Annotated in this window: 18 protein-coding genes and 1 pseudogene; 8 read left to right on the top strand and 11 right to left on the bottom strand. The window is 59.4% G+C overall.

The annotated features are described in order from the left end of the window. Nucleotides 1-150: 150 nt before the first annotated feature. The 3 genes from ABIE18_RS12960 to ABIE18_RS12950 all read right to left on the bottom strand — a co-directional run bounded on the left by ABIE18_RS12960 (nucleotide 151) and on the right by ABIE18_RS12950 (nucleotide 2962). On the bottom strand, nucleotides 151-291 hold the full coding sequence (locus ABIE18_RS12960) for a hypothetical protein (RefSeq protein WP_223935169.1): 141 nt from the start codon (nucleotides 289-291) through the stop codon (nucleotides 151-153). 611 nt (nucleotides 292-902) lie between these two features. Then, nucleotides 903-1484: a histidine phosphatase family protein gene (locus ABIE18_RS12955; RefSeq protein WP_442005263.1), complete on the bottom strand. Its 582-nt coding sequence runs from the start codon at nucleotides 1482-1484 to the stop codon at nucleotides 903-905. Further along, nucleotides 1484-2962, bottom strand: coding sequence for a CCA tRNA nucleotidyltransferase (locus ABIE18_RS12950; RefSeq protein ID WP_499723182.1), 1479 nt, complete (start codon nucleotides 2960-2962; stop codon nucleotides 1484-1486). Before ABIE18_RS12950 ends, ABIE18_RS12955 begins: the two co-directional genes overlap by 1 nt. Before the next feature lie 196 nt (nucleotides 2963-3158). Between ABIE18_RS12950 and ABIE18_RS12945 the strand changes: the two genes are divergently transcribed. The 5 genes from ABIE18_RS12945 to trxA all read left to right on the top strand — a co-directional run bounded on the left by ABIE18_RS12945 (nucleotide 3159) and on the right by trxA (nucleotide 9224). Further along, nucleotides 3159-3662: an NUDIX hydrolase gene (locus tag ABIE18_RS12945; RefSeq protein WP_442005289.1), complete on the top strand. Its 504-nt coding sequence runs from the start codon at nucleotides 3159-3161 to the stop codon at nucleotides 3660-3662. Between the two features lie 26 nt (nucleotides 3663-3688). After that, entirely contained in the window at nucleotides 3689-5752 is a 2064-nt protein-coding gene (gene murJ, locus ABIE18_RS12940; RefSeq protein WP_499723181.1) for a murein biosynthesis integral membrane protein MurJ, read from the top strand. Between the two features lie 140 nt (nucleotides 5753-5892). Continuing rightward, nucleotides 5893-7614, top strand: coding sequence for an ABC transporter substrate-binding protein (locus tag ABIE18_RS12935; protein ID WP_499723180.1), 1722 nt, complete (start codon nucleotides 5893-5895; stop codon nucleotides 7612-7614). Between the two features lie 289 nt (nucleotides 7615-7903). Next, nucleotides 7904-8860 (top strand): thioredoxin-disulfide reductase, encoded by a 957-nt coding sequence (trxB, locus tag ABIE18_RS12930; protein WP_499723179.1) that lies wholly within the window; start codon nucleotides 7904-7906, stop codon nucleotides 8858-8860. A gap of 37 nt (nucleotides 8861-8897) precedes the next feature. Next, on the top strand, nucleotides 8898-9224 hold the full coding sequence (trxA, locus tag ABIE18_RS12925; protein WP_216924410.1) for a thioredoxin: 327 nt from the start codon (nucleotides 8898-8900) through the stop codon (nucleotides 9222-9224). A gap of 5870 nt (nucleotides 9225-15094) precedes the next feature. On the opposite strand, the gene ABIE18_RS12920 is transcribed toward trxA, so the two are convergent. The 8 genes from ABIE18_RS12920 to rpmH form a co-directional block, all read right to left on the bottom strand. Continuing rightward, entirely contained in the window at nucleotides 15095-16330 is a 1236-nt protein-coding gene (locus ABIE18_RS12920; protein ID WP_499723178.1) for a ParB/RepB/Spo0J family partition protein, read from the bottom strand. 67 nt (nucleotides 16331-16397) lie between these two features. Then, a complete protein-coding gene (locus tag ABIE18_RS12915) occupies nucleotides 16398-17411 on the bottom strand; it encodes a ParA family protein (protein WP_499723177.1) in 1014 nt (337 codons plus the stop codon). Nucleotides 17412-17540: 129 nt separating this feature from the next. Then, complete coding sequence (rsmG, locus tag ABIE18_RS12910; protein ID WP_216924406.1) at nucleotides 17541-18191, bottom strand: 16S rRNA (guanine(527)-N(7))-methyltransferase RsmG; 651 nt, start codon at nucleotides 18189-18191, stop codon at nucleotides 17541-17543. 6 nt (nucleotides 18192-18197) lie between these two features. After that, nucleotides 18198-18749 (bottom strand): Jag family protein, encoded by a 552-nt coding sequence (locus ABIE18_RS12905; protein ID WP_309930416.1) that lies wholly within the window; start codon nucleotides 18747-18749, stop codon nucleotides 18198-18200. After that, nucleotides 18749-19723: a membrane protein insertase YidC gene (yidC, locus tag ABIE18_RS12900; protein WP_309930414.1), complete on the bottom strand. Its 975-nt coding sequence runs from the start codon at nucleotides 19721-19723 to the stop codon at nucleotides 18749-18751. The genes ABIE18_RS12905 and yidC overlap by 1 nt, the downstream gene beginning before the upstream one ends. Before the next feature lie 16 nt (nucleotides 19724-19739). Further along, entirely contained in the window at nucleotides 19740-20093 is a 354-nt protein-coding gene (yidD, locus tag ABIE18_RS12895) for a membrane protein insertion efficiency factor YidD (protein ID WP_431120076.1), read from the bottom strand. 79 nt (nucleotides 20094-20172) lie between these two features. Continuing rightward, nucleotides 20173-20583 (bottom strand): ribonuclease P protein component, encoded by a 411-nt coding sequence (rnpA, locus tag ABIE18_RS12890; protein WP_224165931.1) that lies wholly within the window; start codon nucleotides 20581-20583, stop codon nucleotides 20173-20175. Between the two features lie 41 nt (nucleotides 20584-20624). Then, the gene (gene rpmH, locus ABIE18_RS12885; protein WP_011776797.1) at nucleotides 20625-20762 is read right to left on the bottom strand and encodes a 50S ribosomal protein L34; all 138 of its coding nucleotides are present in this window, start codon (nucleotides 20760-20762) and stop codon (nucleotides 20625-20627) included. Between the two features lie 464 nt (nucleotides 20763-21226). Between rpmH and dnaA the strand changes: the two genes are divergently transcribed. The 3 genes and pseudogenes from dnaA to gnd form a co-directional block, all read left to right on the top strand. Then, nucleotides 21227-22648 carry a chromosomal replication initiator protein DnaA gene (dnaA, locus tag ABIE18_RS12880; protein WP_431117351.1) on the top strand — a complete coding sequence of 474 codons (1422 nt, stop codon included), beginning with the start codon at nucleotides 21227-21229 and terminating at the stop codon, nucleotides 22646-22648. Between the two features lie 575 nt (nucleotides 22649-23223). After that, nucleotides 23224-24348, top strand: a complete 1125-nt coding sequence (dnaN, locus tag ABIE18_RS12875) for a DNA polymerase III subunit beta (protein ID WP_431117352.1) — start codon at nucleotides 23224-23226, stop codon at nucleotides 24346-24348. Nucleotides 24349-24363: 15 nt separating this feature from the next. Next, nucleotides 24364-25275, top strand: a pseudogene (gene gnd / locus ABIE18_RS12870) (phosphogluconate dehydrogenase (NAD(+)-dependent, decarboxylating)); the annotation flags it as partial. Nucleotides 25276-25287: the final 12 nt, after the last annotated feature.

The raw sequence follows: 25287 nt of genomic DNA, 5'->3' as shown, positions 1-25287 counted from the left end.
GAGCTTACAGTCAGGCAGCTTCGGTAACGCCACCGGAGCAACTCTGATCGCCCAGTTAAAAGGGGGAAGCCCACGCGTAGCCGCGTGGGCTTCCTGTGGATCAGCATGCATGTGCGGCACCGGAAACTCCTTCGGAAGGGCTGAAGGGCATCAACGGATGAGTCCCATCTGGTGCAGGACGACGAAGACGTCTTCACGACCTTGCTTGAGCAACTGGTCGTTGAACAGCGTGCGTTCCTTGGGAGCATCGCTGCTCTTGTAGAAGCGCAGGTCCTTGGGGCGCTTTGGCATGTGGTTCACCTCCTTTCATTGCAGGAAATTGCCGGAATTGGGCACCACAAATAAAGCCAATTGAATTCGGGAGAAATCAAGGCATAAAAGAGCACACAAATAGCCGGACGCTAATAAGGGGAGTGAGCAGACCTGTGCGGGAGCGGCGAATGATCGTGCACAATTGCGTGTGCTTCCTGCAGTCGTCCCCAACAAGAAGCTGGTTCCGAACTTTGGGGAAACTGCGCACCCGCGGCTTGTTGCGTGGGTCTGCGCCTACAACTGACTGCTCAGAATGCCACCCTTGACGGGTGGCCATGAAGACCGCCGGCGTTGGAGCCGGTCCGGTGGTTCAGGGAGTGGTCAGCGCTTCGAAAAATGCTTCGAAAAATGGCGTCGATCAGCGCAAGAGGCCGGGGTAGCAGTGACGGTCACATTCCATCCGCTAGTCAAAGTAATCATTTTCCCAACCTCCTTTTCCGCTGTGGCATTACGTCCCGACTGATTAACCGGGGTAATGCGCGCCTTGTTCCCGGCGGGTCGCTCTGGGAACAAGATATAAGCTACCCCATGAATAGGAGTCTTGGCCAGTGCAATTCGCTATTTAGCCAAAGTTTTTCTAAATTCGCGTTTCAGAGGCCCCAACGGACAATCGCCGGCGTCCGCTTATCCCATCCAAGCGTGCAAACTTTGGCGGTTCCAAGAATGAAGTGGCGACCTTCCCTGGCGTCCATTTCCAGCCAACGCGCTGTGAGAATACGGGAGAAATGCCCGTGTGCAACAACCAGCACATTGTCCATGCCTGACTCCAGTACACGTCCAATGATCTTGTCAGCGCGGGCGGCCACTTCGTCCAGCGTTTCGCCGTTGGGCACGCCGTCCGTCCAGATGAGGTAGTCCGGATTGTCCTTGCGGATGAGGTCGGAGCTGACGCCTTCGTAGTCTCCGTAGTTCCATTCCACCGCCAGCGGCTCGTGGACGGCGTCGGGAAAACCTGCAAGTTCAGCCGTGCGGCGGGCGCGACGCAGTGGGGAGGTCAGAACGAGGTCGAAGTCGATGCCCTCAAGGACTTTGCGCGCTTCGACAGCCTGCTGCTCACCCTCGACGGTCAAGGGAAGGTCGGTCAGGCCCGTGTACTGGCCGCTCTTGGACCATTCCGTCTCGCCGTGGCGAAGGATCCAAAGTTGCGGACGCGGGGAGATCGCGGCGTTCATTAGGACTCCTTGGTTTCTGCGGCGGTTTCGGTTGAAGGTTCGACGACGGCGGACTCGGGTTGCGCTTCCCACCACGCCAAGAGCTTCTTCTCAGCTTCCTCCGGGGACAGCGGACCGTGTTCCATCCGTTCTTCCAGGAGGAACTTGTAGGCCCTGCCGACGACAGGACCTGGCTTTAGCCCCAGAAGCGCCATGATCTGCGCTCCATCTAGGTCCGGCCGGACAGCCGCCAACGATTCCTGTTCCAAGAGCGCAGAGATTCGATGCTCAAGGTCATCGTAGGCGAAGGACAAGCGGTCGGCCTTGCGCTGGTTACGCGTGGTGACATCGGATCGGGTGAGCCGATGCAGGCGTTCCAGCAGTGGACCGGCATCGGTCACGTAGCGGCGGACGGCTGAATCCGTCCAGCCAGCGTCTCCATAGCCATAGAACCGCATGTGCAATTCGACCAGGCGGGACACGGCTTTGATCGACTCGTTGTCGAAGCGCAACGCCTTCATTCGCTTGGCCGTCAGTTTGGCACCGACAACATCGTGATGCCTGAAGCTCACCGCGCCGCCCGGTTCGAACCGGCGCGTAGCCGGCTTGCCGACGTCGTGCATCAACGCAGCGAACCGAAGCACAAAGTCCGGACCTGGTACGGGACCGTCGGCGCCGGTTTCCAGTGAAGCAGCTTGTTCGAGGACCTGCAGGGAGTGCTGATACACGTCTTTGTGGCGGTGGTGTTCATCGGCTTCCAGGCGAAGCGCGGATACCTCGGGAAGGACAAACTCAGCCAGCCCGGTATCCACCAGGAGATCGATGCCCACGCGCGGGTGCGCGCCCTTAATCAGCTTGACCAGTTCATCGCGGACCCGCTCGGCGGAGATGATCTTGATGCGGTCGGCCATCTGGGACATTGCGAGCCGGACGTCGTCGTGAACCGACACGCCAAGCTGGGACGCGAAACGAGCCGCCCGCATCATGCGCAGGGGGTCATCAGAGAAGGACGCCTCCGGCGCGCCGGGAGTGGCGAGTTCGGAGGCGTGGAGGTCCCGGACGCCACCGAAAGGGTCCACCAGCTCCAGGCTCGGCAGGCGCAGGGCCATGGCGTTGATGGTGAAGTCGCGGCGCAGCAAGTCCTCCGTCAAGGAGTTGCCAAAGGCGACTACGGGCTTACGCGAGTCGGGATCGTACGCCTCGGCGCGGTACGTGGTGACTTCGATCTGGAAGCCGTTCTTCTTCATCCCGATCGTGCCGAAAGCCCGTCCGATTTCCCAAAAGTTGTCCGCCCACTTCTTGATGACGGAGATCGTCTGATCGGGGGTCGCATCTGTGGTGAAGTCCAGGTCCGGGGAGGTCCTCCCCAGGAAAAGGTCGCGCACAGGTCCACCAACCAAGGACAGCTCGAAGCCGGCATCGACAAAGCGCTGCCCGAGATCGAGCACCACCGGATCGATGGTGAAGTTAACTGAAGAGCTGTCCAATACGTGCGCCATAGTTCCTTAAGCTTGGCAGATTTTTCCGCAGCATTGGGCCAGAGTTGCATCCGAAAACCAGCGGACCCGTAACGCGCGTCTCCTGCAGTCCATCTTGCGGCCATGTCCCGGTCATCACTCGAGGGCAAGAGTCGTTAGAGTGGACTTCATGGCCAATCCGATCCCGAGCGCTCCTGGCAGGAGGACGAACGCACCGTTGCCGTCGGCAATCGGCGCCCACGTCGCGCCTGCCCCGCAGCACCCGGTCCAGGCCTCGCTTCCCACTGTGGAGGAAGTGTCTGCGGGTGGCGTCGTAGTAGACACGTCCGACGGCGAACTCCGGGTCGCGATTATCGCGCGCCTTAATAGGGGTGGCCGGCTTGAATGGTGCCTGCCCAAGGGCCATCCGGAAGGCCGGGAGAACAACGAGGAAGCTGCCGTTCGCGAGATCGCCGAGGAAACCGGCATCGAGGGCAACATCCTGGCGCCCCTCGGCAGCATTGACTACTGGTTCACTGTGAGCGGCCACCGGGTCCACAAAACCGTCCACCATTTCCTGCTCCAGGCCACTGGCGGCGAGCTCACCATCGAGAATGACCCGGACCAGGAGGCGGTGGATGCCGCATGGGTGCCGATCCAGGAATTGGCACGCAAATTGTCCTTCCCAAATGAACGCCGCATCGCCGATTTGGCACGGGAAGTGCTTCCCGAACACCTCTGACCCGGCTACATGGGACGATAAGGGCGATGTCTGAAGCCAAAACTACCCAGTCCGTTCAATCCGGAGAAGCACGTTCCAGCGCCATCATGGCCGCCGGAACGTTGGTTTCCCGGTTCCTTGGCTTCGCCAAAACGTGGATGCTCGGCGCTGCACTCGGCCTGGGTTCAACGGTCAATGACACGTTCATCAATGCGAACAACCTTCCCAACCTGATCTTCCTGTTGGTGGCTGGCGGCGTGTTCAACGCCGTCCTGGTCCCGCAGATCATTAAAGCCAGCAAGGGTGCGGACAGCGGCGCCGATTACATCAGCCGACTCCTCACCCTGGCTGTGTTGGTGCTGCTGGCGCTGACGGCCCTTGTCACACTGGCCGCGCCCATCGTCATCGATCTAACGACCCAGGGCTACTCGGAACAGCAGAAGGCCCTGGCGGTCACCTTCGCGTTCTGGTGCCTTCCACAGATCTTCTTCTACGGCCTTTACGCACTTCTCACACAGGTCCTGAATGCGCATGGTGCGTTTGGCCCCGCCATGTGGGCTCCCATCCTGAACAACGTGGTGGCCATCGCCGGCCTGGGCATGTTCATCTGGATCCTGGGTGCCAACTACACCAATCCGCACACACTCGATAACTGGGGACCAACCCAGACATTCCTGATTGCCGGGTTCTCCACGTTCGGCGTGATCGCCCAAACCGCCATCCTGCTGATTCCCGTCATGAGGCTGAAACTGGGCCTGCGGCCCCGCTTCGGGTGGCGCGGCGTTGGACTGGGCCAGGCAGCCAAGCTGAGCGTATGGACGTTGCTGACTGCCGCCGTCGGGCAGTTGGCGTTCCTGTACGTCATGAAAATTGCCACAATTCCCGGTGCCGAACGGCTCCGGCTGGACAATTCAGGCCAGACCACAGCGGCCTCCACTCTCCCGGGTAACGCGGTCCTTGAAGTTGCGAGCCAGCTCTACCTGTTGCCGCACTCGATCATTGCGCTGTCGCTGGCCACTGTCCTCTTTAACCGCATGACGCGGGCGTCCCAGGATGGCAACAAGGCCGAACTGCGTGACGCGCTCTCGCATGGACTGCGGACCATGGCTGTCGCAACAGTTTTTGGCGCATTGGCGCTGTTCGCGCTGGCTGGCCCGCTGGGCATGTTCTTCTCCGGCGGGAAGCCCCAGGACGGCGTCATGCTGGCCCAGACGCTCACCATCCTGGCGTTGAGCACGCCGTTCATGAGCGCAAACTTCATGATGTCGCGCGTGTTTTACGCCAACGAGGACGCCCGCACCCCCCTCTATGTGCAGCTGTTGCTCGCCGTCGTTTATGTGGTGGGCGCGTTTATCATTCAGTTCCTGCCGGTGGGCCAGATCATCTACGCGATCGCTGTCCTCTACACCTTGGGGAACATCCTTTCCGTGGTGATCAGCGTCTGGTTCCTGCGTCGTATGATGGGCCATCTCGATGGTCCCCGGATCGCCAATTCCTACATCCGCATGGGCTATGCGGGCCTCGGCTCTGCGATTGCGGGTGCTCTGGCGTTGTGGCTCCTGGGCAGCTACCGTGCCGACGGTTTCGCGTGGAGCAGCCGGCCGGCGGCCCTGGTGACCGTGGTCGTCGTCGGGCCCGTCATGCTGGTGGCTTATCTGCTCCTGCTTCGCCTCTTCCACGTCACCGAGCTGCGGGATCTCATGCGCCCGCTGATGGGCCGCTTTGGCCGCGGCGCACCTGCCGTGGCGGGGGCCGCTGCTGAACCGACGACGGCGGCACGCGCCACGGTCTCGGACGATACCGGTTTGATTCCGCGCATCTCGGGCGAGTTCGATGCTGCCTCCTTCAGGGCCGGCCCGGCACTCGAACCGGAGCCCGCCGCCGAGGCTCCAGCCAGAACTTCAGACTTCTCTGACACCTCCGGCTCTGAAGAACCGCACACGAACTATCTGCCGGATGAGGACGTACCGAACACGGCCAAGGGAGGAAGGTTCCACCCGCAGGTCCCGTTGCCAGGCAGGCGAACCTACCAAGGCGACCCTGGCCACAATCCCTACTTTCCCGCCAAAGGGGACACTGGACAGCACACCCGGCAGAAGCGGAAGAAGTGAACCGGTGGCGCCAACATGGGCGGCGGGCGCCAATCGGCTAGGCTAGAAATGAATACAGGTAGTTGCAAAAGCGGTACAACCGGCTCGCCGGGCGGACCGCATGCAGGACCCGCAGCTCCCGGACAGCCTAGGAGGAACACGTGTCCCACCCGATCGACGTCGGATCAGTGCTTGGCGGCCGCTATAAGGTCACGGCCACCGTATTGACCTCGCATGACCAAGATCTGGTGCTCGACGGCGTGGACCAGGTCCTCAACCGCCCCGTCAGCATCCTCGTTGCCGGTCCCGGAAACGCCGAGCAGGTAGCACAGAGCGCCCGCGAAGTCGCCACGGGGGAGCGCCCTGGCCATGTCCAGATCCTGGACCTCGGAGTCAGCGACAACACCACGTACCTGATCACCAACCACAGCACTGCGCCGGACCTCCTGGATCTGGTAGTCGCAACCCACCCGCCGTACGTGGAACCGTTCTTCACGGAAACCCTCGGCAGCGAGATCTTCGGCCAGCCCCGCACCTACGAGCCCGAAACCTATGATGGCCTCTACGAGGACGATGAGCACGAAGCCGAGTACATCCAGTACGACGAAAATGGCTACCCGGTCCAATCGGAATCGGATGCTGCCCACGAAGCGCCCGCCACGCAGGCCAGCAACCTTCCGCCCATGCCTTCATCCAGCCCGTCATCGGCCAGGGGTGGTCTCGCGGGGAAGCTCGCTGCTGCTGCGGCTGGCGCCGGCGCGGCGGGAGTTGCTGCCGCTGCCGCGCTGAAGAACGCTGGATCGAAGAACCACGACGCCGGGGCTGCCGCGAATGGGGCTTCCGGTGGCGGGGCTTGCGCTGGTGGTGGTGCCAGTGCCGGTGCTACTACGGAAAGCCAGCCGCGGACGCAGGCTGTACAGTCGCCGTCGTCCGGAGCTTCGCCTGCTACCACGCCCGTTGCCCCGGTTCAGCCGCCTACCCAAGCCGTCACTTCGCAGCCTGTGGCTTCACAATCTGTGAACCCGCAGCCCGCACCGACTCGCGAGCCTGCCGGCGAACCAAAGGTTTCCCTCTGGTCAGAGGAGGACTACGGCCTCGCTGCCGGTGGCGCGTCTCAAGCCACCGGAGCTAGCTCGGACCCTGGTTACGATCGTGCTCCTACCAGCTTCCCAGCGTCGGCCGCTGCCACTGAAGATTACGAAGATGAAGAGGTCTACGAGGACGAAACCCCGGAACGCGAGCCGCGCTCCATGCGTTGGCTCGTAGGCGGTCTGCTTGCGGCCGTCTTGATCGTGGGCCTTGTCCTGGCGGTCACCAACCTGGGAAGCCTCTTGCCGAGCGGCGCTCCGGCGGCCTCAGACAAAACAACGGCGTCATCGCCATCAGCGGGCACCGAATCCGAACAACCGACGCCCAGCGAGACCGCTGCTCCCGCAACGCCTCCGGCCATCGATGGCATTACGCGCCTCGGCGATTTCCCCTTCGCTGCATCGTTCGACAAAGACCTTCCCAAAGCATTTGATGGGAACCCGGCCAGTTACTGGTCCGACATGGAGTTCGCTTCCGCCAACTGGGGTGGACTCTCGGGTGAGATGCCCTTGGTCGTGAAGCTCAAGCAGCCCACAGAGGTCAAGTCAGTGGTGCTGAACCAATTAGGCGGCTCGGGTGGAAGCATCAGCGTCTACACCAACGATCGTCCCGCAATGGACGGCGCCAAGCTCGTGGGCACCAACAGCTTTACGTCTCCGGAACTGACGATGCCGCTGGCTGCGCCCACGCAAACCCAGTACGTCATAGTGGTCATCAAGACGCTGCCTAAACTTGCTGCCCCCAAGACACAGTTCGGATTTGGTCTGCGTTTGGCCGAGGTCACGGTCCAGTAGTTCCGTTTCGGTGCGCTTAGCCAACTAGGTGACAGTAGATGTCGTTTTGAGCCCTCAAAACGACATGTGCTGCTACTTACTTTTCGCATGTACGCCAGGCTTTGTGACTGATGTGGCCCCCAGTCATCCGGCGTCCCCGCTTCGATGCGCCAGGCCTTCAGACGGTACCCTGAATGATGGTGGGTTTTTGGCCCTCCAAATCCAACGGAATATTTGGACCGTTGCAGGGGTTGAGTCAGGTGGCTGCCCCGAAAGCCGCAGCATCGACTAAGGAAGAGGTTCACGCCACGTGAGCATTGCAGAAAACAGCGCATCGCAGGTGCGTGACGTCATCATCGTAGGTTCAGGCCCCGCCGGTTACACAGCCGCCGTTTACACCGCCCGCGCCAACATGAAGCCTCTGCTCATTGCCGGCTCCGTCACTGCTGGTGGCGAATTGATGAACACCACGGACGTGGAAAACTACCCGGGCTTCCCCGATGGCATCATGGGTCCAGATCTCATGGAAAACTTCGAGAAACAGGCGGCCCGCTTCGGCACCGAGATTCTTTTCGAGGACGTCACCGAATTGAATCTCGACGGCGACATCAAGTCGGTCACCATCGGCACGGGGGAGACCTTCCACGCGAAGGCCATCATCCTGTCCACCGGTTCTGCCTACCGCGAGCTTGGGCTTAAGAACGAAAAGCGCTTGTCGGGTCACGGCGTTAGCTGGTGTGCAACCTGCGACGGTTTCTTCTTCAAGGATCAGGACATCGCCGTCATTGGTGGTGGCGACTCCGCCATGGAAGAAGCCCTCTTCCTTACCAAGTTCGCCAAGTCCGTAACAGTGGTCCACCGTCGCGACACCCTTAAGGCTTCCAAGATCATGGGCGACCGTGCCCAGGCGCACGAGAAGATCAACTTCATTTGGAACACTGCTGTGGAAGATGTCCTCGGCGGAGACAAGGTAACAGGCCTCAAGCTCAAGAACCTGGTGGACGGTACCGAATCTGAACTCGACGTCACCGGCGTCTTCGTGGCCATCGGCAACGATCCCCGCACGGAACTCGTGAAGGGCAAAGTTGATCTGACCCCCGAAGGAACCATTGCCGTAGAGGGCCGGACTTCCCGTACCAACATCAAGGGTGTGTTCGCCGCAGGCGACGTCATCGATCCCACCTACCGCCAGGCCATCACGGCCTCGGGTTCCGGTTGTGTGGCTGCCCTCGATGTCGAGCACTACCTCGCAGACCTGCATTCCTGAGCTTCACCAGACCAGCAACCATACGAAGGGAAAAGTTATGAGCAACGCTAAAGACGTAACTGACGCAAGCTTCAGCACGGACGTCCTGGCTTCCGAGAAGCCGGTCATCGTGGACTTCTGGGCAGAGTGGTGCGGACCCTGCCGCAAGCTCGGCCCGATCCTCGATGAGATCTCCGTTGAATACGGCGAGAAGGTTGACGTCGTGAAACTCAACGTCGACGACAACCCTGCCATCGCTGCCGAGTACGGCATCACGTCCATCCCGGCTGTGTACCTCTTCAGCGGGGGAGAAGTGAAGAGCACGGTCATCGGCGCCAAGCCAAAGCAGTTCTTCGAAAAGGAATTCGCGGACGTCTTGTCCTAGGTTCCCCTAGTTAGTCAGTGAAAAGCCGGCGGCTGTCCCTCCTGAAGGAGTGGAAGTCGCCGGTTTTTTGCATTTGATCATTTTGCACCCAGTAAAGTTTGTTTTTATCGGTTTGATTTCACCAAACGCCCTGGGCGTCCGCCGAACTCCTGAATGCGTGTTCCCCTTGCCTGGGGTAGGTCAACACGGTCCCTCTCTCACATCCCACCCCCTCCCGCCCATCCCTCTCTCACATCCCACCCCCTCCCGCCCATCCCTCTCTCACATCCCACCCCCTCCCGCCCATCCCTCTCTCACATCCCACCCCCTCCCGCCACACCCTCTCTCACATCCCGACGCGTTCCGCCACACCCTCTCTCACATCCCAACCACCTCCGGCCGAGTGGACCATGGAGTATGTCGTCCGTGTCGAGTGATGAGCCGCGGTTGGACGTTTCCCTTGGGGTCATGTTCAAACGGACAAAGCTCCCTCCGACTCTGGGCGGAAAGTTTCAGCTCACTCTTAGACCGACGGGAAAGTTGCCGTTGATGCAATCCAGCAGTCGTGCGTGACCGAGCTAATCTGGTGCCACAGTGCGTCTGTGGACTTCGCATATTTTCGTCAAGGCCGGTGGTCTTTCCGATGACACCGAGCCTCGGCGCTGAGCTCAATGCCATCGGTGGAACCTGCAGTCATGTCACGCAACACCCGCAAGTCTCAAGCGTTTTAGTGGGGGACATTTCCGATTCCTTCCGCTGCTGCTAGTTGCATCGTTCACCCCGCATCCGGAAAGAATTGAGATTTCAAAACGGCGAGTTCATGCTGCTCACGTTCTAAGAAGCATCCCGAACGCGAAACTGTTGACCCTCTCATCGCTGCCTCTTCACTTTCAGGGACGCCGCTCTGGAGATGTTTCACGTGAAACGACTTTCGCTTCGGCCTCACTTGCGGTTCCCATTCCCTTCTGGCTTACGACCGAAGCTGCGGTACTCATTGTGGATTCATCATCGGGCTAGGCAGCCTCGTTATGTTTCACGTGAAACGCACTCATGCAGCGAGATGGAAATTGATAATTCCAGGGAGACTCAGCGTAAACCGCCTAGTAGGCGACAGTCTCACGCAGGGCATAACCCTCGATTCATCACAGCATGACAAATCGCCCGGCCGGAAGGGCCGGCGCCCAGGGGGCGATCGACGTTGACGTGGTGTGAGCGCACCTCTTGTTTGCTGGCTTCAGACAAGTGCTCCTCTACCTGATGCGGTACCTGGGTGCGAAAATTGGCTATGCGAGTGGACGGACATCCAAGACCCTCGGGAAAATGCCTGCTGGATATCGTGCCAGCCTCCGGCAAGTATCATCTGTGCTGTTCTTCGTGTGAATATGTCTTCTTGGAGGAATAGCTGACTGCGCTCTTCCCATTTAGGAGAAGCCCGCAGCGTATGTACATACGCCTGAGAGCGGCAGCCTCACTTCAATACGGTACTTTCTACCGACGAATACCCCGGTCCTTCACGCCAAGCTTCATGTTCACCACTCCGGAGGGCAATGGAACCCGAGGCCCGCAACGCCCTTGCGGGAGCTTAGAAAGCCATACACAGCCTTCCTCTCGCTGGGGCCTGGACCTTGGATGCGCGGAAATTTGAGGTCTCAGTCAGGCAAGACTTCAACTCTTGTGCACAAACACATGAATACCCTCGGTCGAAGTTGGATTCGTGACGGGCATTCGATCTCTGACTGCCGATGGCGATGACAGACTCCGCTCAATGTTCGCCGCGCTCACTGCCACTAAGCTCGCAGCGCAACTCTGCCTCCTGTCCATGTGCCTCGGCAAGCGTAGGCCCCTAGTCTGATCAGAACAACGATCTCTCCTGATGCGGGCATCCGTTTCACGTGAAACATCGGCATCGGTGACTATCAGGTTCAGTGTTTGTATCTTCGGCCCCTTCGCTCTCGTCGTTGTAGCCAAGCTGCGCTGTCGGGGCCAGCGCCCCCTATATGGCCCTACATGGACGGAGGCGTCCCAAGGTGCCGTGGGCCGCAGCCACGTACAACGGGGCCTTGGGCAGGGGATAGCGGGCTCCTCTAAGGACGAGCAGAGGCCTAGGAATGGTGACCCACTCTTTCATGAGCCTTCTCCGAGTAAGAACCTCAGCCTGGCCTAATCTGGCGTCAGACGGATGCCCTACAGTCCGTGATTCCTCCTGCGAAGCCCAGGGATGGTGGGCCATCTGTAGCGCGGTCCAGACAACTGCCTCCACTCAACGTCGACGAAGCTCAGGAAAGGAGGGGAGACTATCGTCGCGAACGAAGTCTTGGTGCTGGAGGCGTGCTGCCCTCCTCTAGTATCTATGCCAGGGAATCAGTGACTCCCGGCAGTACTCGACGGCACTGGGGATTCACTCTCGGGAACCAAGCCTACGACTTCAGTTCATGGCAACGTCAAGCACGTGGAGAGTGTGCTGTTTCACGTGAAACACGAGCGCAGACGAGGGGAGATAGTCAGGAACCTGACCGTCCCACTGCATGTTGTCAGGCGGTAAGGCTCACATGCCGGCAACCCAAGAACCTGGATGGGCAGAGGGCGACCTGCTCCAACGTCAGCACCAATCTCGAGGACTGGGGCAATCAGCCCCACCCTTCTCAAACCTCCACCTGTGGTCCTACCCTCCCCGGACGAGTATCGCGAGCTCAGTGTAAGTCGTTGATGCCCTTCTTCCCTGAACTACCAGGGAGTGGCGATACAGCAACCTGCACACGGCAGGACCTAGTATTCCCGGGCCCAGTGGAAAGCCACCGCGCACGGCTACGAATTTCGGTGCGCTCTGCGTAAGTCTCCAACGATGTCCTGCACACAGACATCGGATCAAAGTTGCCCCCTACGCAGAGTCGACATTTGGATCTGACGATTCTGCAGCATCACTCCTCATGGACCGCGAGCCTCCTGCGATGCTGACGCGCCAGTCTAAGGACTGGCCGGGAGGCCTTCGGCATCGAACGGGCTGACTCGCTTGCACGGCGGCCGCTTCCTAGGTCACCCTTGGATGCCATCTATTTGAGAGGAGGTGCCCAAGCACCATGTCGCGTGGAGACAACAGCGAGACATAGGCTGGAAGGGTGGGTCATGATATTCACAAAGTTATCCACAGGCTTATCCACGGCCCACTAGGCAATCCACATATCATTTCCACACCTCTTCGTACGGCTGAAGTCGTTCGCCCATTTCGTCTCAGGGATGCGACATCGAACGCGATGACCTGGTAGGTTTCCCCGCCCGTCCCTAAGTGCGCGTTAGATTCCCGCAAATCAAAGGGTTTTGTGATCATGTGACATGAAATACACCCGTTCCAGCGACGGATCGTTTCACGTGGAACATGTGGCAGGACGTCAGTATGGAGCCGTCCCATCGTAGCCCTTGCTCCCAAGGAATCTGCACCCTTCTGGACTCGGGTCCGCCCGAACCATCAACAGACTTATCCCCAAAGTTATCCACAGGCTTATCCACTGCCGATATAGTCAAATTCACATGCTCTCTCTGTGCCTGCTTCGGTCAGCAAACCTGCAGCAGACGTTGGACCATGTTTCACGTGAAACAAACAGTCTCCACAGTTGAGGCCCGGCGACGGCTGAGCTTTGTTCGTTGAGGTTGGTGTTGAAGACGCGGTGGGACTGGACCAGCACGACTCGAAATATGGCTGAGCCGAAAGGCAGCACCGACCAACATTCAAGGAAACGTACAACATCAGATCTATATGCAGCCATATCAAATAAGTGGGACCAAAACTAGGCCCGGACACGCGGCATCGATCACCCAAGACAGCTGTGCGTCCGTGGCTCGCCGAGCAAGAGTCGCGTGGGCTGCAGGGGAGGCCCAGCGCTACCTAGCGTGTCCGCGTCTTGGTTTGGCTGTGTGCTCCCCGAAGGAAGCGATCTGCTTGTGACACGCCAGGAAAGCCTCGCATCCTGCTGTGGACGAAGGGGTAAGGTGGCCAACGAGCACAGCTTCGCCCGTCGGTAACTCCGAGCCATCGCGCTCCAGAATCACGGCAGAGGAGCCGTCGGCGTGAGGGAGACCGATCAGCGGAGACTACTTCCTGACAGCGCGCCCACCTGGCCTCAATCGTCGCTCTAGCATCATTGAACATTGGCACGTTCTTCTCTTTTAGGTCCGGGGGCTCGCGCTCCATCTGCATGGTGAGTTCGCCTTGACCGGTACAGTGCGGGCAGTAGCGCGTCTGACTGTTGGAGCGCCGCTGCAGGCGAAGGAAAAGGACACTCCTGGAAGGCGCCCCAGTGTCAGGACGACATCTTAGATTGACGCGAAACCTGAAGTCCCCGACCTCGGACCCGCCGGTGCGTTGGAGAAAGGTGATTGGTTTCGATGCTTCTACCGGTTGGACCTCATCAGACAGCAGATCAAGGGTCGATAGGCTCACCCGGACCGCGACTAGGCCGTTGTATCTCAACCCATTACGCAGTTTCAGTTATAGGAATACACATGCACCGTTTGGTATCGATAACACGGGGCGTTCCAATGGCTGACCAGTCCATGACGCAATGGTCCATCTCAACAGGGAGTCATCTCTCAGTAAAGTCGTCCTGAAGGAAAACCAGTCCTTCCCGGTACTTAGTACTCGTCAGTCATGAAGGGCCCTGGACTTGGCACTTGTCGAGGACACCTCCACCCGATGCGGTATTCGGACCAACCAAGGGCGTGAATAACATGGTTGTAGTTCGGTCAGTTGTTCCTGCGCCTTCGTCGGTGCCCACCCTCCACCTTCCGCAGTCCGGTCAGGGACCTGTGCGTTTCACGTGGAACAGGTCAGGGGTTCCATGACTTCGGCGACCACATTCTCAGGTGGAGATGGTGGTTCTCTGCATTGCATGTTTCAACCGACTCACCCAGCCTATTCGTTGCCTAGGGGAGGATGTTCCACCAGCCGGGACTCTGAGAGGGAGGGACAGTTTCACGTGAAACAACGCCAGGCCAGCAAGACACCGTCGACGCGAGCGACAGAAAAAACAGGGCCACGCAGAAGACTGCTGAACCGTAAAGTAGAGCCGCTCCAGTGTTCGTAAACACAATCAAGACGAGAGTTCGAAGCGTTCAGTCCAAGGAGTGTTCGTACCCCTCCGCGCGACAGTTGAGGGAACTGCCGACCTGCGTCGAGGCTGCGATGGGGATACAGCTGTCGAGACCCCACAGCATCACAGCATCACAGGGTCTGTAATGGATGACTCGCTACCATTTGGCTCGCATCTAATCGATTGAAGCACCGTCTTCCCTAATTGCAGGAGAAGAAGTGTAGGCATACAAATCCAAAACCATGGGCCGAGCGTGGGGCAAGGGGTGAGGCCTATCCGAACTCTTTCCCTACTTGCGCGTTTCACGTGAAACATCTCCTATCAAAGAGGCGCGCCGATCGCAGCAAAACGCGGATTGGTCCTCTTCGAAAGCGCTGCAGAAGGGTCTCAGAACGGGCCCACGCGGGCACCAGGGTGCGCCCCAGATGGAACGCGTCTCCGGGTATGGAGCCCGAAGACCAATTTCCTGCCTCAAGGGCGAATGCGCACACATAGCGCGAATGGAGCACATCGAACGAAGTCAGTCTTTTGAAATATGCATGGGAGGGACCCCCCGATCCGCATCCGCATTCTCCCACGAGAAAGGAACGGACGACTTTTGTGGTACCGCAGACCGTGATCAATGCCGCAACAAGCATCAGCGGCAGTCTGAGAGTACCTCGTCATGTTTCACGTGAAACCATACACACGAATGAGCCGCATGTCCGCCAACGACCAAACGATCTGCGCTGGGAAGAACGTCACGTTTCTGGACACAAGAATGGGGTTTGCCCACAAGGCAAACCCCATTCAGTTGGTCAGGAAAAGCTAGTCTTCAGAGCCTGGTCCCAAAACATCCATGATTCGGTTGAGATCCTCTACGCTGGCAAATTCGATGCTGACGCGGCCCTTGCGAGCACCCAGGGTAATCTTCACGTTCGTATCTAAGCGGTCGGATAGCGAGGAGGCCAGGTAGTCCAGTCGCTCGTGCCGGGCGTTGGGCTTAGGAATAGCACTCTTGGCCGGCATGGATGGATCCTGGTACAGGGCTACGGCTTCTTCAGTGGCCCGGACAGACATACCTTCAGCGACGATCTTCTGCGCAAGGCGCTCCATGGCTGCCGCATCCGGCAACGCCAAGAGAGCCCGGGCATGGCCTGCTGACAAGACGCTGGCTGCCACACGACGCTGCACCAACGGTGGAAGCTTCAAGAGACGCAGCGTATTTGATACCTGAGGACGGGACCGACCAATGCGATCGGCCAGCTGCTCATGCGTAGTTCCGAAGTCTTCCAGGAGCTGCTGGTAGGCGGCTGCCTCTTCCAACGGGTTCAACTGGCTGCGGTGCAGGTTCTCCAGCAACGCGTCTCTAAGAAGATCATCGTCAGTGGTGTCACGTACGATGGCCGGAATTGTTTCCAGCCCAGCGGCTTGGACTGCACGCCAGCGGCGCTCACCCATAACCAACTCGTACGGTTCTCCACCCTTTTCGGTTGAAGTACGTACGACAATTGGCTGGAGGACTCCGATTTCCTTGACGGAGTGCACCAGCTCGGCCATGTCGTCTTCATCGAAGACAGATCGAGGCTGCTTGCGGTTGGGATGAATGTCCGTCACCGGTATTTCAGCGAATCTCGCCCCCGGAACTTCAACCAACTCCACCTCGGGTGGAGTAGCTGCAGCGGCAGCGGAAGACGCCGTCGAACTCGTCTCTGCATCTGCGGTCTTCACCGAGGCAGATGAAGAGCGCTTAGTGGATGGCTTGGATGCCGGGGCCTTCGCGTCGCTGGACTTGCTTGCAGCAGGTGCCGTGGAAGCAGACTGGGGTGCATCCTTCGCAGCGCCGCCACGCGAACCGCCGGCTCCACTCGTCGTCGCGGAGTCGGCCGTAGGTGCAGGAGCCGTCGCATCGGGCGCTTCCACCGGCTCTGCTGTCTTCCGGGCTTCCGGAAAAAACAGATCCACTGGGCGGGAGGGCGCAGCGCCGTTTCCCTGGGCAGCCGCGGGCGAGCTAGGAATGAGAGCCCCAAGACCCCTGCCGAGGCCCCTTCGCTTTTCGCTCATTGATTCATCCCTCCGATGGAATAGCCGAGTGCGGACCCGCCCAGGCTGTTGCAGTGTTTCAAGAATTCTAGCGTTCAGCGATTTCGGCAGCGGCTTCCATGTAGGACAACGCGCCGCTCGATGAAGGATCATAGGTCATGACAGTCTGCTGGTAGCTCGGCGCTTCAGAGATGCGTACCGAGCGGGGAACCACAGCGCTCAGAACCTGCTGGGGGAAGTGTTGGCGAACTTCGGAGGCCACCTGTGCTGCGAGGTTGGTCCGGCCGTCATACATGGTGAGGAGAATCGTCGAAACCACCAGGTCAGCGTTGAGGTGCTTCTGGATCATCTCGATGTTCTTCAGTAGCTGGCTCAGCCCCTCCAAGGCGTAGTACTCGCACTGGATGGGAATCAGGACCTCGCTGGCGGCGCAGAACGCATTGACGGTCAACAGACCCAGGCTGGGAGGGCAGTCGATGAAGATGAAGTCCAAACGTCCCTCACCATTTTTCTCCCGCTCTTTGGAGTAGACGTCAATGGCGCGGCGAAGCCTCTGTTCACGGGCCACCAATGACACCAACTCGATTTCGGCCCCGGCCAAGTGGATGGTCGCAGGAGCGCAGATCAGGTTGGGAATATCAGGGCACGGAGCCACCACGTCTTTCAACGGAAGATCGTTGATCAGGACGTCGTAGATGCTGTCCACATCTGCGTGATGCTCAATGCCCAAGGCGGTAGAGGCATTTCCCTGGGGATCGATGTCAATGACCAGGACGTTGAGGCCGGCAGACGCCAGAGCAGCCGCAATGTTGACGGTGGTGGTTGTCTTGCCAACGCCACCCTTCTGATTGGAGACCGTGAAAATCCGGGTCCGATCAGGTTTAGGGAGTTCACGTCCAATCAGCCGCTCGCGTCGACGCGTCTCGTTGGCCAGTTGGCGGGCAATTGGGCTCGAATCATCGATGGAGTCCATCACGTTGTGAACCTCATCCGTCAGCGTTTCACGTGAAACGGCAGCATTATCAACTGAATTCGTTCGCGCAATGGCGGATTGAAGTGACGCCGAGGGTGTGGCCATGGCCCGCGCGGACCCCAAGGACATAAAGGGGGGGATCCGTTGCGTGGAGGTTTCGCTACTGCCCACTGGTCACACTCTCACTCTCATTCGGCGCTTGCTGCCGTTCTCTAGCCTAACTGCTCAGCCGCCGACACGCGGGAAACCGAGCGGTGACTAGCCCGTCTTTCCGGGCTTGTTGACGATGATCCTCACCACGGTGGTGGGTTCCTCCAAAAGCTCCTGTCCACAAACAACAACGGACGTTTCCACGCCGCCAAGTTTACGGATGACCTTCTTGGCCTTCTCAATTTCTTCGGCAGCGCTGCGACCCTTGATAGCCACAACCTCCCCCTTGCCATTCAGCAGGGGGATAGTCAGGCCGGCCAGGTTGGAAAGAGCGGAAACTGCGCGTGCCGTAACTACGTCCGCATCCACCAACCCCACGGCCAGTTCAGCGCGGGTTCGCATGATGGTGACATTGTCCAGACCAAGGTCGTCCACGACTTCCTGAAGCCAGATGACTCGACGCTCCAGAGGTTCAATCAGTGTCAGTTCAAGGTCTGGACGGGCAATTGCAAGGCACAGGCCAGGAAGTCCGGCGCCGGATCCAACGTCTGCCACGTGGCTGTCCATGGCAATGGCTGACTCGATGACTGCACAGTTCAGGACGTGGCGGCTCCACAAGCGGGGAATCTCACGAGGACCGATCAGCCCACGTTCGGTCCCGGACGTAGCCAGATGTTCTACATAGCGCTTGGCGAGATCCAAGCGCTCCCCAAAGATCTTCTCTGCTGCCTGCAGTTCTGTTGCGGTAATTTCAACCATGAGCCGCTAGTCAGCCGAGACCACGATGTGACGGCCAGCGCCCTCGCCCTCGGATTCGGAGACGAATCCGAGATCAGCGACGGCGTCGTGAACGATCTTGCGCTCATAGGCGCTCATCGGTTCCAGTGCAACGGTCCCACCGGATTCCTTGACCTTGGCAACGGCGTCTTCGGCGATCTGCTGAAGCACGCCGGCACGTTCCTTGCGGTAGCCGTTGATGTCCAATACCAAACGGGACCGGCTTTCAGTCGCCGAAAGGACGGACAGACGGGTCAGTTCCTGCAGCGCTTCGAGAACTTCGCCGTCCCGGCCTACGAGGCTATCCAGGGCAGCGGACTCTTCGTCGGTTCCGATGGAGATGTAGGTACGGCCATTCCGGACCTCAATGTCAATGTCGCCATCAATGTCAGCGATATCAAGAAGTTCCTCAAGGTAGTCGGCAGCAATGTCGCCTTCCTCTTCGAGGCGGCTCGCTGTCTTGGACAGCGACTCTTCCTGCGTGTCGTCCTGCTCCTCGGTCTCGGCGGCAGTTACATCTTCAGTGCTCTCAGCAGACATTACTTCTTCTTCCTGTTCTTACGTTGTGGCTGGACGCGCTGGGCCCTGATCTCGGCCGCAGCAGCAGCCGCGGCAGCCTCGGCGTCGTCGTCGTCCTTCTTCTTGCCACCCAGCAGCGGCGGCAGGCCCTTCGCGGCGCGGCGCTCTTCCAGTGCCTTAGCGGCAGGCGAGCCCGGAGTGGGCATGCGGCGGATAACGAAGAATTGCTGTCCCATGGTCCAGAGGTTGGTGGTGGTCCAGTAAATCAGGACACCGATGGGGAAGTTGATACCACCGATACCGAACACGAGCGGCAGGATGTAGAGCATCATCTTCTGCTGGCGCATGAACGGGCTGGCCAGGGCTTCTTCGGACATGTTCTTGGCCATGATCTGCTTCTGCGTAATGAACTGCGAGGCAGTCATGGCGAGAATCATGATGATGGAGAGCGTCCAGACGGCAACTTCGCTGCCAGGGGCGCCGCCGTGGAGCAACGACGCCGACAGCGGCGCGCCAAAGATGCTGGACTGATCGAACTGAACAACCTGATCGTGGCTCAGCGCACCGATGCCTTCACCAGCGTTCTTGGCGGTCGAAATACCAGACAGCACCTGGAACAGGGCGAAGAAGAACGGCATCTGGATCAGCATGGGCAAGCATGCGGAGAACGGGTTGGTGCCGTGCTTCTTGTACAGGGCCATCTGCTCCTGTGCCATGGCCTGGCGGGAGAGTTGATCGGTCTTGCCCTTGTATTTGGTCTGCAGCTTCTTCAAGTCAGGCTGCAGCAGCTGCATTCCACGCTGGGCCTTGATCTGCTTCACGAACACGGGGATCAGGGCGGCACGGATCACCAACACAAGGCCAATGATCGACAGCGTCCACGTCCAGCCATTGGCGGCTGGCAGGCCGATGAAGCTCAGTCCGTCGTGGAAGCCAACCATGATGATTGACACCAACCACTTGAACGGAAACATGATCGTTCCAAAGAAGTCCATACGATATCCCTATTCGTTAGGCCGCAGTGCGGCCTTCTTCATCAGCCTGAGCAGCCAGGAACTGGTCCGGGTTGTTCAGTACAACAATTGTGGGCGTCTGGCCTTCGGGCCAATGACGATGGCCGGCGGGGACATGGTCCACTCCGCCGGCATTCCAAGGATGGCATTTGGCGAGCCTCTTGGCTGCGAGCCAGCTACCCTTCATGGCGCCGTGCACCGTCACCGCTTCCAGGGCATATGCCGAGCAGGACGGAAAGAACCGGCAAACCTGGCCGTAGAGGGGTGAAATGACCTTGCGGTACATCTTCAGCAGGAGAATCAGGATGTTTCGGGGCAGGTCCCAGATGAACTTGCCTACCGCCGCCAACAGGTTCCCGTGGGGAACCTTACCGGCGGGGTCGCTTAAACCAGCGGGGTCACCTGAGGAAGGAACGACGGCGGTGCTTATGTCATGCACGCGGTGTCCCTTCCCTTGTGGTGCCGTTGTGTTCTGGCGAAGCGCTGCGTGGAACTGATCCACCCAGTCGCTTCGTCGTCACTGCCAATGCGGCGTTGTAATCCGAGAGCAGTTGCTCCCAGCTGGCAGATGCAGCTGCAGGCAGTGCCCGGACCACGACCGCCAGGCCCGTTCCATGCGTATGCAAGGACAGTGCGCCTGCTTCTCTCAGTCTCCTCTTAACGAGGTTCCTGGTCACGGCGTTCCCGACGGCTTTGGAGACAATGAAGCCGATTCGACTCGGCTCCGCGGCCCCAATAGGGGCCGTATATAACACTAAGTTCCGGCGTCCATTGCGGACGCCGGAACGTACAGTTGTTGAAAAGTCGGTAGACGTCCGCAGGCGGTTAGGGGTGGCTAGCACCGTCGAACCCGCAAAAAGACCCTGACCGACAAGTCAGTTATTTACGCCGACAGTTCGACGCGGCCCTTGCCGCGACGTGCAGCCAGGATGGCGCGGCCGGCACGGGTGCGCATACGAAGGCGGAAGCCGTGCTTCTTGGCCCGACGGCGGTTATTCGGCTGAAAAGTCCGCTTGCTCACGTTAGTTACTCCAGTGGATCAAAGGTGCGCCCACCCGATCAAAAGGGGAAGAACTGGCCGACGCTAAGTTTTGTATGTGCCTGCCGCCGCTGCCTGCCGCACGATAAACGTACGTCGATGCAGCTGATCACAAAAGCGGACACAAAGGACTTCACAACGTTAGGGCAAAAAGGCACCCTCAGTCAAACCGGGAGCCATTCCCACAGCTATCCACAGCTGTGTCAAAGGACGCTGCACAGCCTGTGGATGAAGTGGCTCACAAGGCCCAAATCAGAACCACAACCGTGTAATTATCCACAAGCAACTTCCCAGCTATCTTCTAGCGATTCCATCCCCTAGAGTGGCTCAGTAGCCCTTTGTCCACCCGCTGTGCATAACTCTGTGGATTAACCCCGGAAACATCGCCAGTCGGAGTCACTTCGGCTGCCAGCAACGCCGGCAAGCAAGTATTTAGGAACTGATTGATGACAGTAGACGAAGCCAACCACGCCAATACTGTCGGAAGTTCCTGGCGCAGGGTGCTGAGCCTTCTGGAACAGGACGACCGGGTCACACCCCGCCAGCGCGGTTTCGTCATCCTCGCCCAAGCCCAAGGCCTCATCGGCTCCACGCTTCTGGTCGCCGTTCCCAACGAGCTCACCCGAGAAGTCCTGCAGACGCAGGTCAAGGACGCACTTGACGACGCATTGCGCAGCGTTTTCTCCGATGACATCCGTTGCGCGATCGACGTTGACACCGATCTGGTGCCCATCCACGAAGAGCCGGAACCCGCCGTCGAGCTTTCCGCGATGCCTGACCTGGCCGCAGAGCCGAAGCCTCAGCCGACACCGCCCAGCACCTCACATGAATTCGGCCGGCTGAACCCGAAGTACATCTTCGACACCTTCGTGATCGGTTCCTCCAACCGCTTTGCCCATGCGGCCGCGGTTGCAGTAGCCGAAGCCCCTGCCAAGGCCTACAACCCGTTGTTCATCTATGGCGACTCCGGGCTCGGCAAGACGCACCTGCTTCACGCGATCGGCCACTATGCCCGCCGCCTCTACAGCGGAATCCGCGTACGCTACGTCAACTCCGAAGAGTTCACCAACGACTTCATTAACTCGATCCGCGATGACGAAGGCACCAGCTTCAAGACCACGTATCGAAACGTGGATGTGCTGCTGATCGACGACATCCAGTTCCTGGCGGGCAAAGACCGGACCCAGGAAGAGTTCTTCCACACGTTCAACGCCCTGCACAACGCCAACAAACAGGTGGTCATTACCTCCGACCAGCCTCCCAAGATGCTGGCGGGCTTCGAAGACCGGATGACCTCGCGATTCGAGTGGGGCCTGCTGACGGACATCCAGCCGCCGGAACTGGAAACGCGCATTGCCATCCTCCGCAAGAAGGGCCTCAGCGAAGGATTGTCTGCACCGGACGACGCCCTGGAATACATCGCTTCCAAGATCTCCAGCAACATCCGGGAACTTGAAGGTGCCCTGATCCGCGTCACTGCCTTCGCCAGCCTGAACCGACAGCCGGTGGATGTGGCCCTCGCCGAGATGGTCCTCAAGGACCTCATCACAGACGACGGCGCCCAGGAGATCACCGCGAAGCAGATCCTGGACCAGACCGCTGACTACTTCAAGCTCAGCATGGAAGAGCTGTGCAGCAAGTCCCGTACGCGCACCCTCGTCACTGCGCGACAGATCGCCATGTACCTCTGCCGTGAGCTCACCGACATGTCCTTGCCAAAGATCGGACAGGAGCTCGGCGGACGCGACCACACCACGGTCATCCACGCCGACCGCAAGATCCGTGAGCTGATGGCCGAGCGTCGTGTGATTTACAACCAGGTCACGGAGCTCACAAACCGCATCAAGCAGCAACAGCGGGACTCCTGAATCCACATCCCGCCGCGCACTACATACCTTATTAACAGGTGAGTGTGGATAACCCTGTGGATACTTAAGGGGACAAGCGCGGTTAATGGGCTTAAAACCCTTAAGGCATCTGTGGATCGTCAAAAACCGGGTTGGGAGTTGTCCCCATCCACACCCTGTTTAAAACCCAGTTAACGCACAGTCCATGAACAGGGCTTAACCCCGAAACTGCGCGGCCAGATCCGGTTATCCACAGTTTCCACAGCAGTTATTAACACTACGAATCCCAAAAAATTGAAATCCCTCAAATAACAATCTCGTTCTGCACCCCACCGGCCTGCCACCGGCAGACCAATCAACCAGATCAACTGCCAGCCTGCGGCTGTCCACATACGAGGGATGAGTGCTGCCGGGGATGGGTTAATCGCGGATCTTCCGGCTAAGCTGTCAGCAGCGCTCCCATCCTTGGGCCTGTTTGTAATTCGCTTGAGTGCGGACCATGCAGGTTCCGGTATCGGACAGCAAAGGTTTGGTGGGTTCCAAGCAGGAATCCGCAGCTACTACTTGGCAGCAGCAATGAAAGGCGGCACCCTTCCGTGAAGTTCAGAGTCGACCGCGACGTCCTGGCAGAAGCCGTTACGTGGACCGCGCGGTCGTTGTCTCCGCGGCCGCCCGTACCTGTGCTTTCCGGCCTCCTCCTCAAAGCCGAGGCTGGAACGGTAAGCCTTTCGAGCTTTGACTACGAGACATCAGCCCGCCTGGAGATCCCGGCGGATATCGCCACGGAAGGCACCATTCTGGTATCCGGCCGTCTCTTGGCAGACATTTGCCGAAGCCTGCCTTCGGCTCCCGTGGAAGTTGAGACCGACGGGAGCAAAGTCACCCTCACCTGCCGCCGCAGCAGTTTCCACCTGGCTACGATGCCTGAGGCCGAGTACCCGGCACTTCCGGCGTTGCCAGCCATCAGCGGCACTTTGCCAGGTGACGCCTTCGCCCAGGCTGTTTCCCAGGTAATCATCGCTGCCAGCAAGGACGACACCCTGCCGATCCTCACCGGCGTGCGCATGGAAATCGAGGATGACATGATCACCCTCCTCGCTACGGACCGCTACCGCCTCGCGATGCGCGAAGTCCCGTGGAAGCCCGTCACTCCAGGCATTTCCACCAGCGCCCTGGTCAAGTCCAAGACCCTGAACGAGGTGGCAAAGACCCTCGGTGGCAGTGGCGACATCAACCTTGCCCTCGCTGACGACGACAGCCGCCTGATCGGCTTCGAAAGCGGAGGCCGCACCACCACGTCCTTGCTGGTGGATGGCGACTACCCCAAAATCCGCTCGCTCTTCCCGGATTCCACCCCCATCCACGCAACGGTCCAAACTCAGGAACTCGTTGAAGCCGTTCGTCGTGTGTCGCTTGTGGCTGAGCGCAATACACCGGTCCGCCTGGCCTTCAGCCAAGGTCTGCTGAACCTCGACGCCGGTACCGGTGAAGATGCGCAGGCCTCCGAAGAACTGGAAGCCCAGCTTTCCGGCGAAGACATCACTGTCGCCTTCAATCCGCACTACCTCGTTGAAGGCCTGAGCGTCATCGAGACGAAATACGTTCGTTTCTCCTTCACCACGGCTCCCAAGCCGGCCATGATCACGGCCCAAGCTGAAGCTGATGGCGAAGACCAGGATGATTACCGCTACCTCGTGATGCCGGTTCGCCTGCCAAACTAGCGATCCGCCACACATCCACTAGCGCAGAAAAGAGTTCAACGCGTGCACATCGGACTGATCGGCCTCGGAAAAATGGGTTTCAACATGCGGGAACGCATGCGGAACGGCGGCATTGAAGTAACTGGATTTGACCGGAATCCCGACGTCACGGACGTCACTTCCGTGGACGAACTCATCGCTGCCCTGCCCTCCCCGAGGCTCGTATGGGTCATGGTTCCATCGGGCGGGATCACAGATGCGGTGATCACCGAACTCAGCGAAAAGCTCAGCCCTGGTGATTTGGTGATCGACGGCGGCAACTCACGTTTCACGGAGGACCAGAAGCACGCTGCGGCACTTGCAGAGAAGGGCATCCGCTTCGCAGACTGCGGTGTATCCGGTGGCGTGTGGGGATTGCAGAACGGCTATGGCCTGATGGCCGGGGGCGCTGACGAAGACATCGAACTGGCGTTGCCCGTTTTCGATGCACTGCGTCCCGAGGGGGAACGAGCAGATAGCTTCGTCCACGTCGGTGGAGTGGGCGCAGGCCATTACGCCAAAATGGTGCACAACGGTATCGAGTATGGGCTCATGCAGGCCTATGCCGAAGGTTACGAATTGCTGGCCGCCAAGGACATCGTGAAGGACCTTCCCGGAACCTTCCGCGCCTGGCAAAAAGGGACGGTCGTGCGCTCCTGGCTCCTGGATCTCATGGTCAAAGCACTTGACGAAGATCCGGGCCTGGCCTCGATCGACGACTACGTGGAAGACTCCGGCGAAGGCCGATGGACCGTGGAAGAAGCAATTGCCAACGCTGTCCCGGCGCCGGCTATCACCGCCGCACTGTTTGCCCGGTTCGCTTCGCGCGAAGACAACTCTCCGGCCATGAGGATGGTTTCAGCGTTGCGCCACCAGTTCGGCGGACACGCCACACGTCCGTCCAACTAGACCCCAGGAGTC

The organism is Arthrobacter sp. 2762 (genome assembly GCF_040548745.1).
Taxonomy (GTDB): Bacteria; Actinomycetota; Actinomycetes; order Actinomycetales; family Micrococcaceae; genus Arthrobacter.
This window is presented reverse-complemented; position numbering and strand designations above follow the sequence as displayed.

What these genes read in the sequence shown, in the direction of transcription:
- murJ (WP_499723181.1), top strand. Translation starts at nt 3,689, where the DNA reads ATGTCTGAAGCCAAAACTACCCAGTCCGTTCAATCCGGAGAAGCACGT.
- ABIE18_RS12915 (WP_499723177.1), bottom strand. Translation starts at nt 17,411, where the DNA reads ATGTCCTTGGGGTCCGCGCGGGCCATGGCCACACCCTCGGCGTCACTT.
- rsmG (WP_216924406.1), bottom strand. Translation starts at nt 18,191, where the DNA reads ATGGTTGAAATTACCGCAACAGAACTGCAGGCAGCAGAGAAGATCTTT.
- ABIE18_RS12920 (WP_499723178.1), bottom strand. Translation starts at nt 16,330, where the DNA reads ATGAGCGAAAAGCGAAGGGGCCTCGGCAGGGGTCTTGGGGCTCTCATT.
- ABIE18_RS12950 (WP_499723182.1), bottom strand. Translation starts at nt 2,962, where the DNA reads ATGGCGCACGTATTGGACAGCTCTTCAGTTAACTTCACCATCGATCCG.
- ABIE18_RS12955 (WP_442005263.1), bottom strand. Translation starts at nt 1,484, where the DNA reads ATGAACGCCGCGATCTCCCCGCGTCCGCAACTTTGGATCCTTCGCCAC.
- yidC (WP_309930414.1), bottom strand. Translation starts at nt 19,723, where the DNA reads ATGGACTTCTTTGGAACGATCATGTTTCCGTTCAAGTGGTTGGTGTCA.
- ABIE18_RS12960 (WP_223935169.1), bottom strand. Translation starts at nt 291, where the DNA reads ATGCCAAAGCGCCCCAAGGACCTGCGCTTCTACAAGAGCAGCGATGCT.
- ABIE18_RS12905 (WP_309930416.1), bottom strand. Translation starts at nt 18,749, where the DNA reads ATGTCTGCTGAGAGCACTGAAGATGTAACTGCCGCCGAGACCGAGGAG.
- trxA (WP_216924410.1), top strand. Translation starts at nt 8,898, where the DNA reads ATGAGCAACGCTAAAGACGTAACTGACGCAAGCTTCAGCACGGACGTC.
- dnaA (WP_431117351.1), top strand. Translation starts at nt 21,227, where the DNA reads ATGACAGTAGACGAAGCCAACCACGCCAATACTGTCGGAAGTTCCTGG.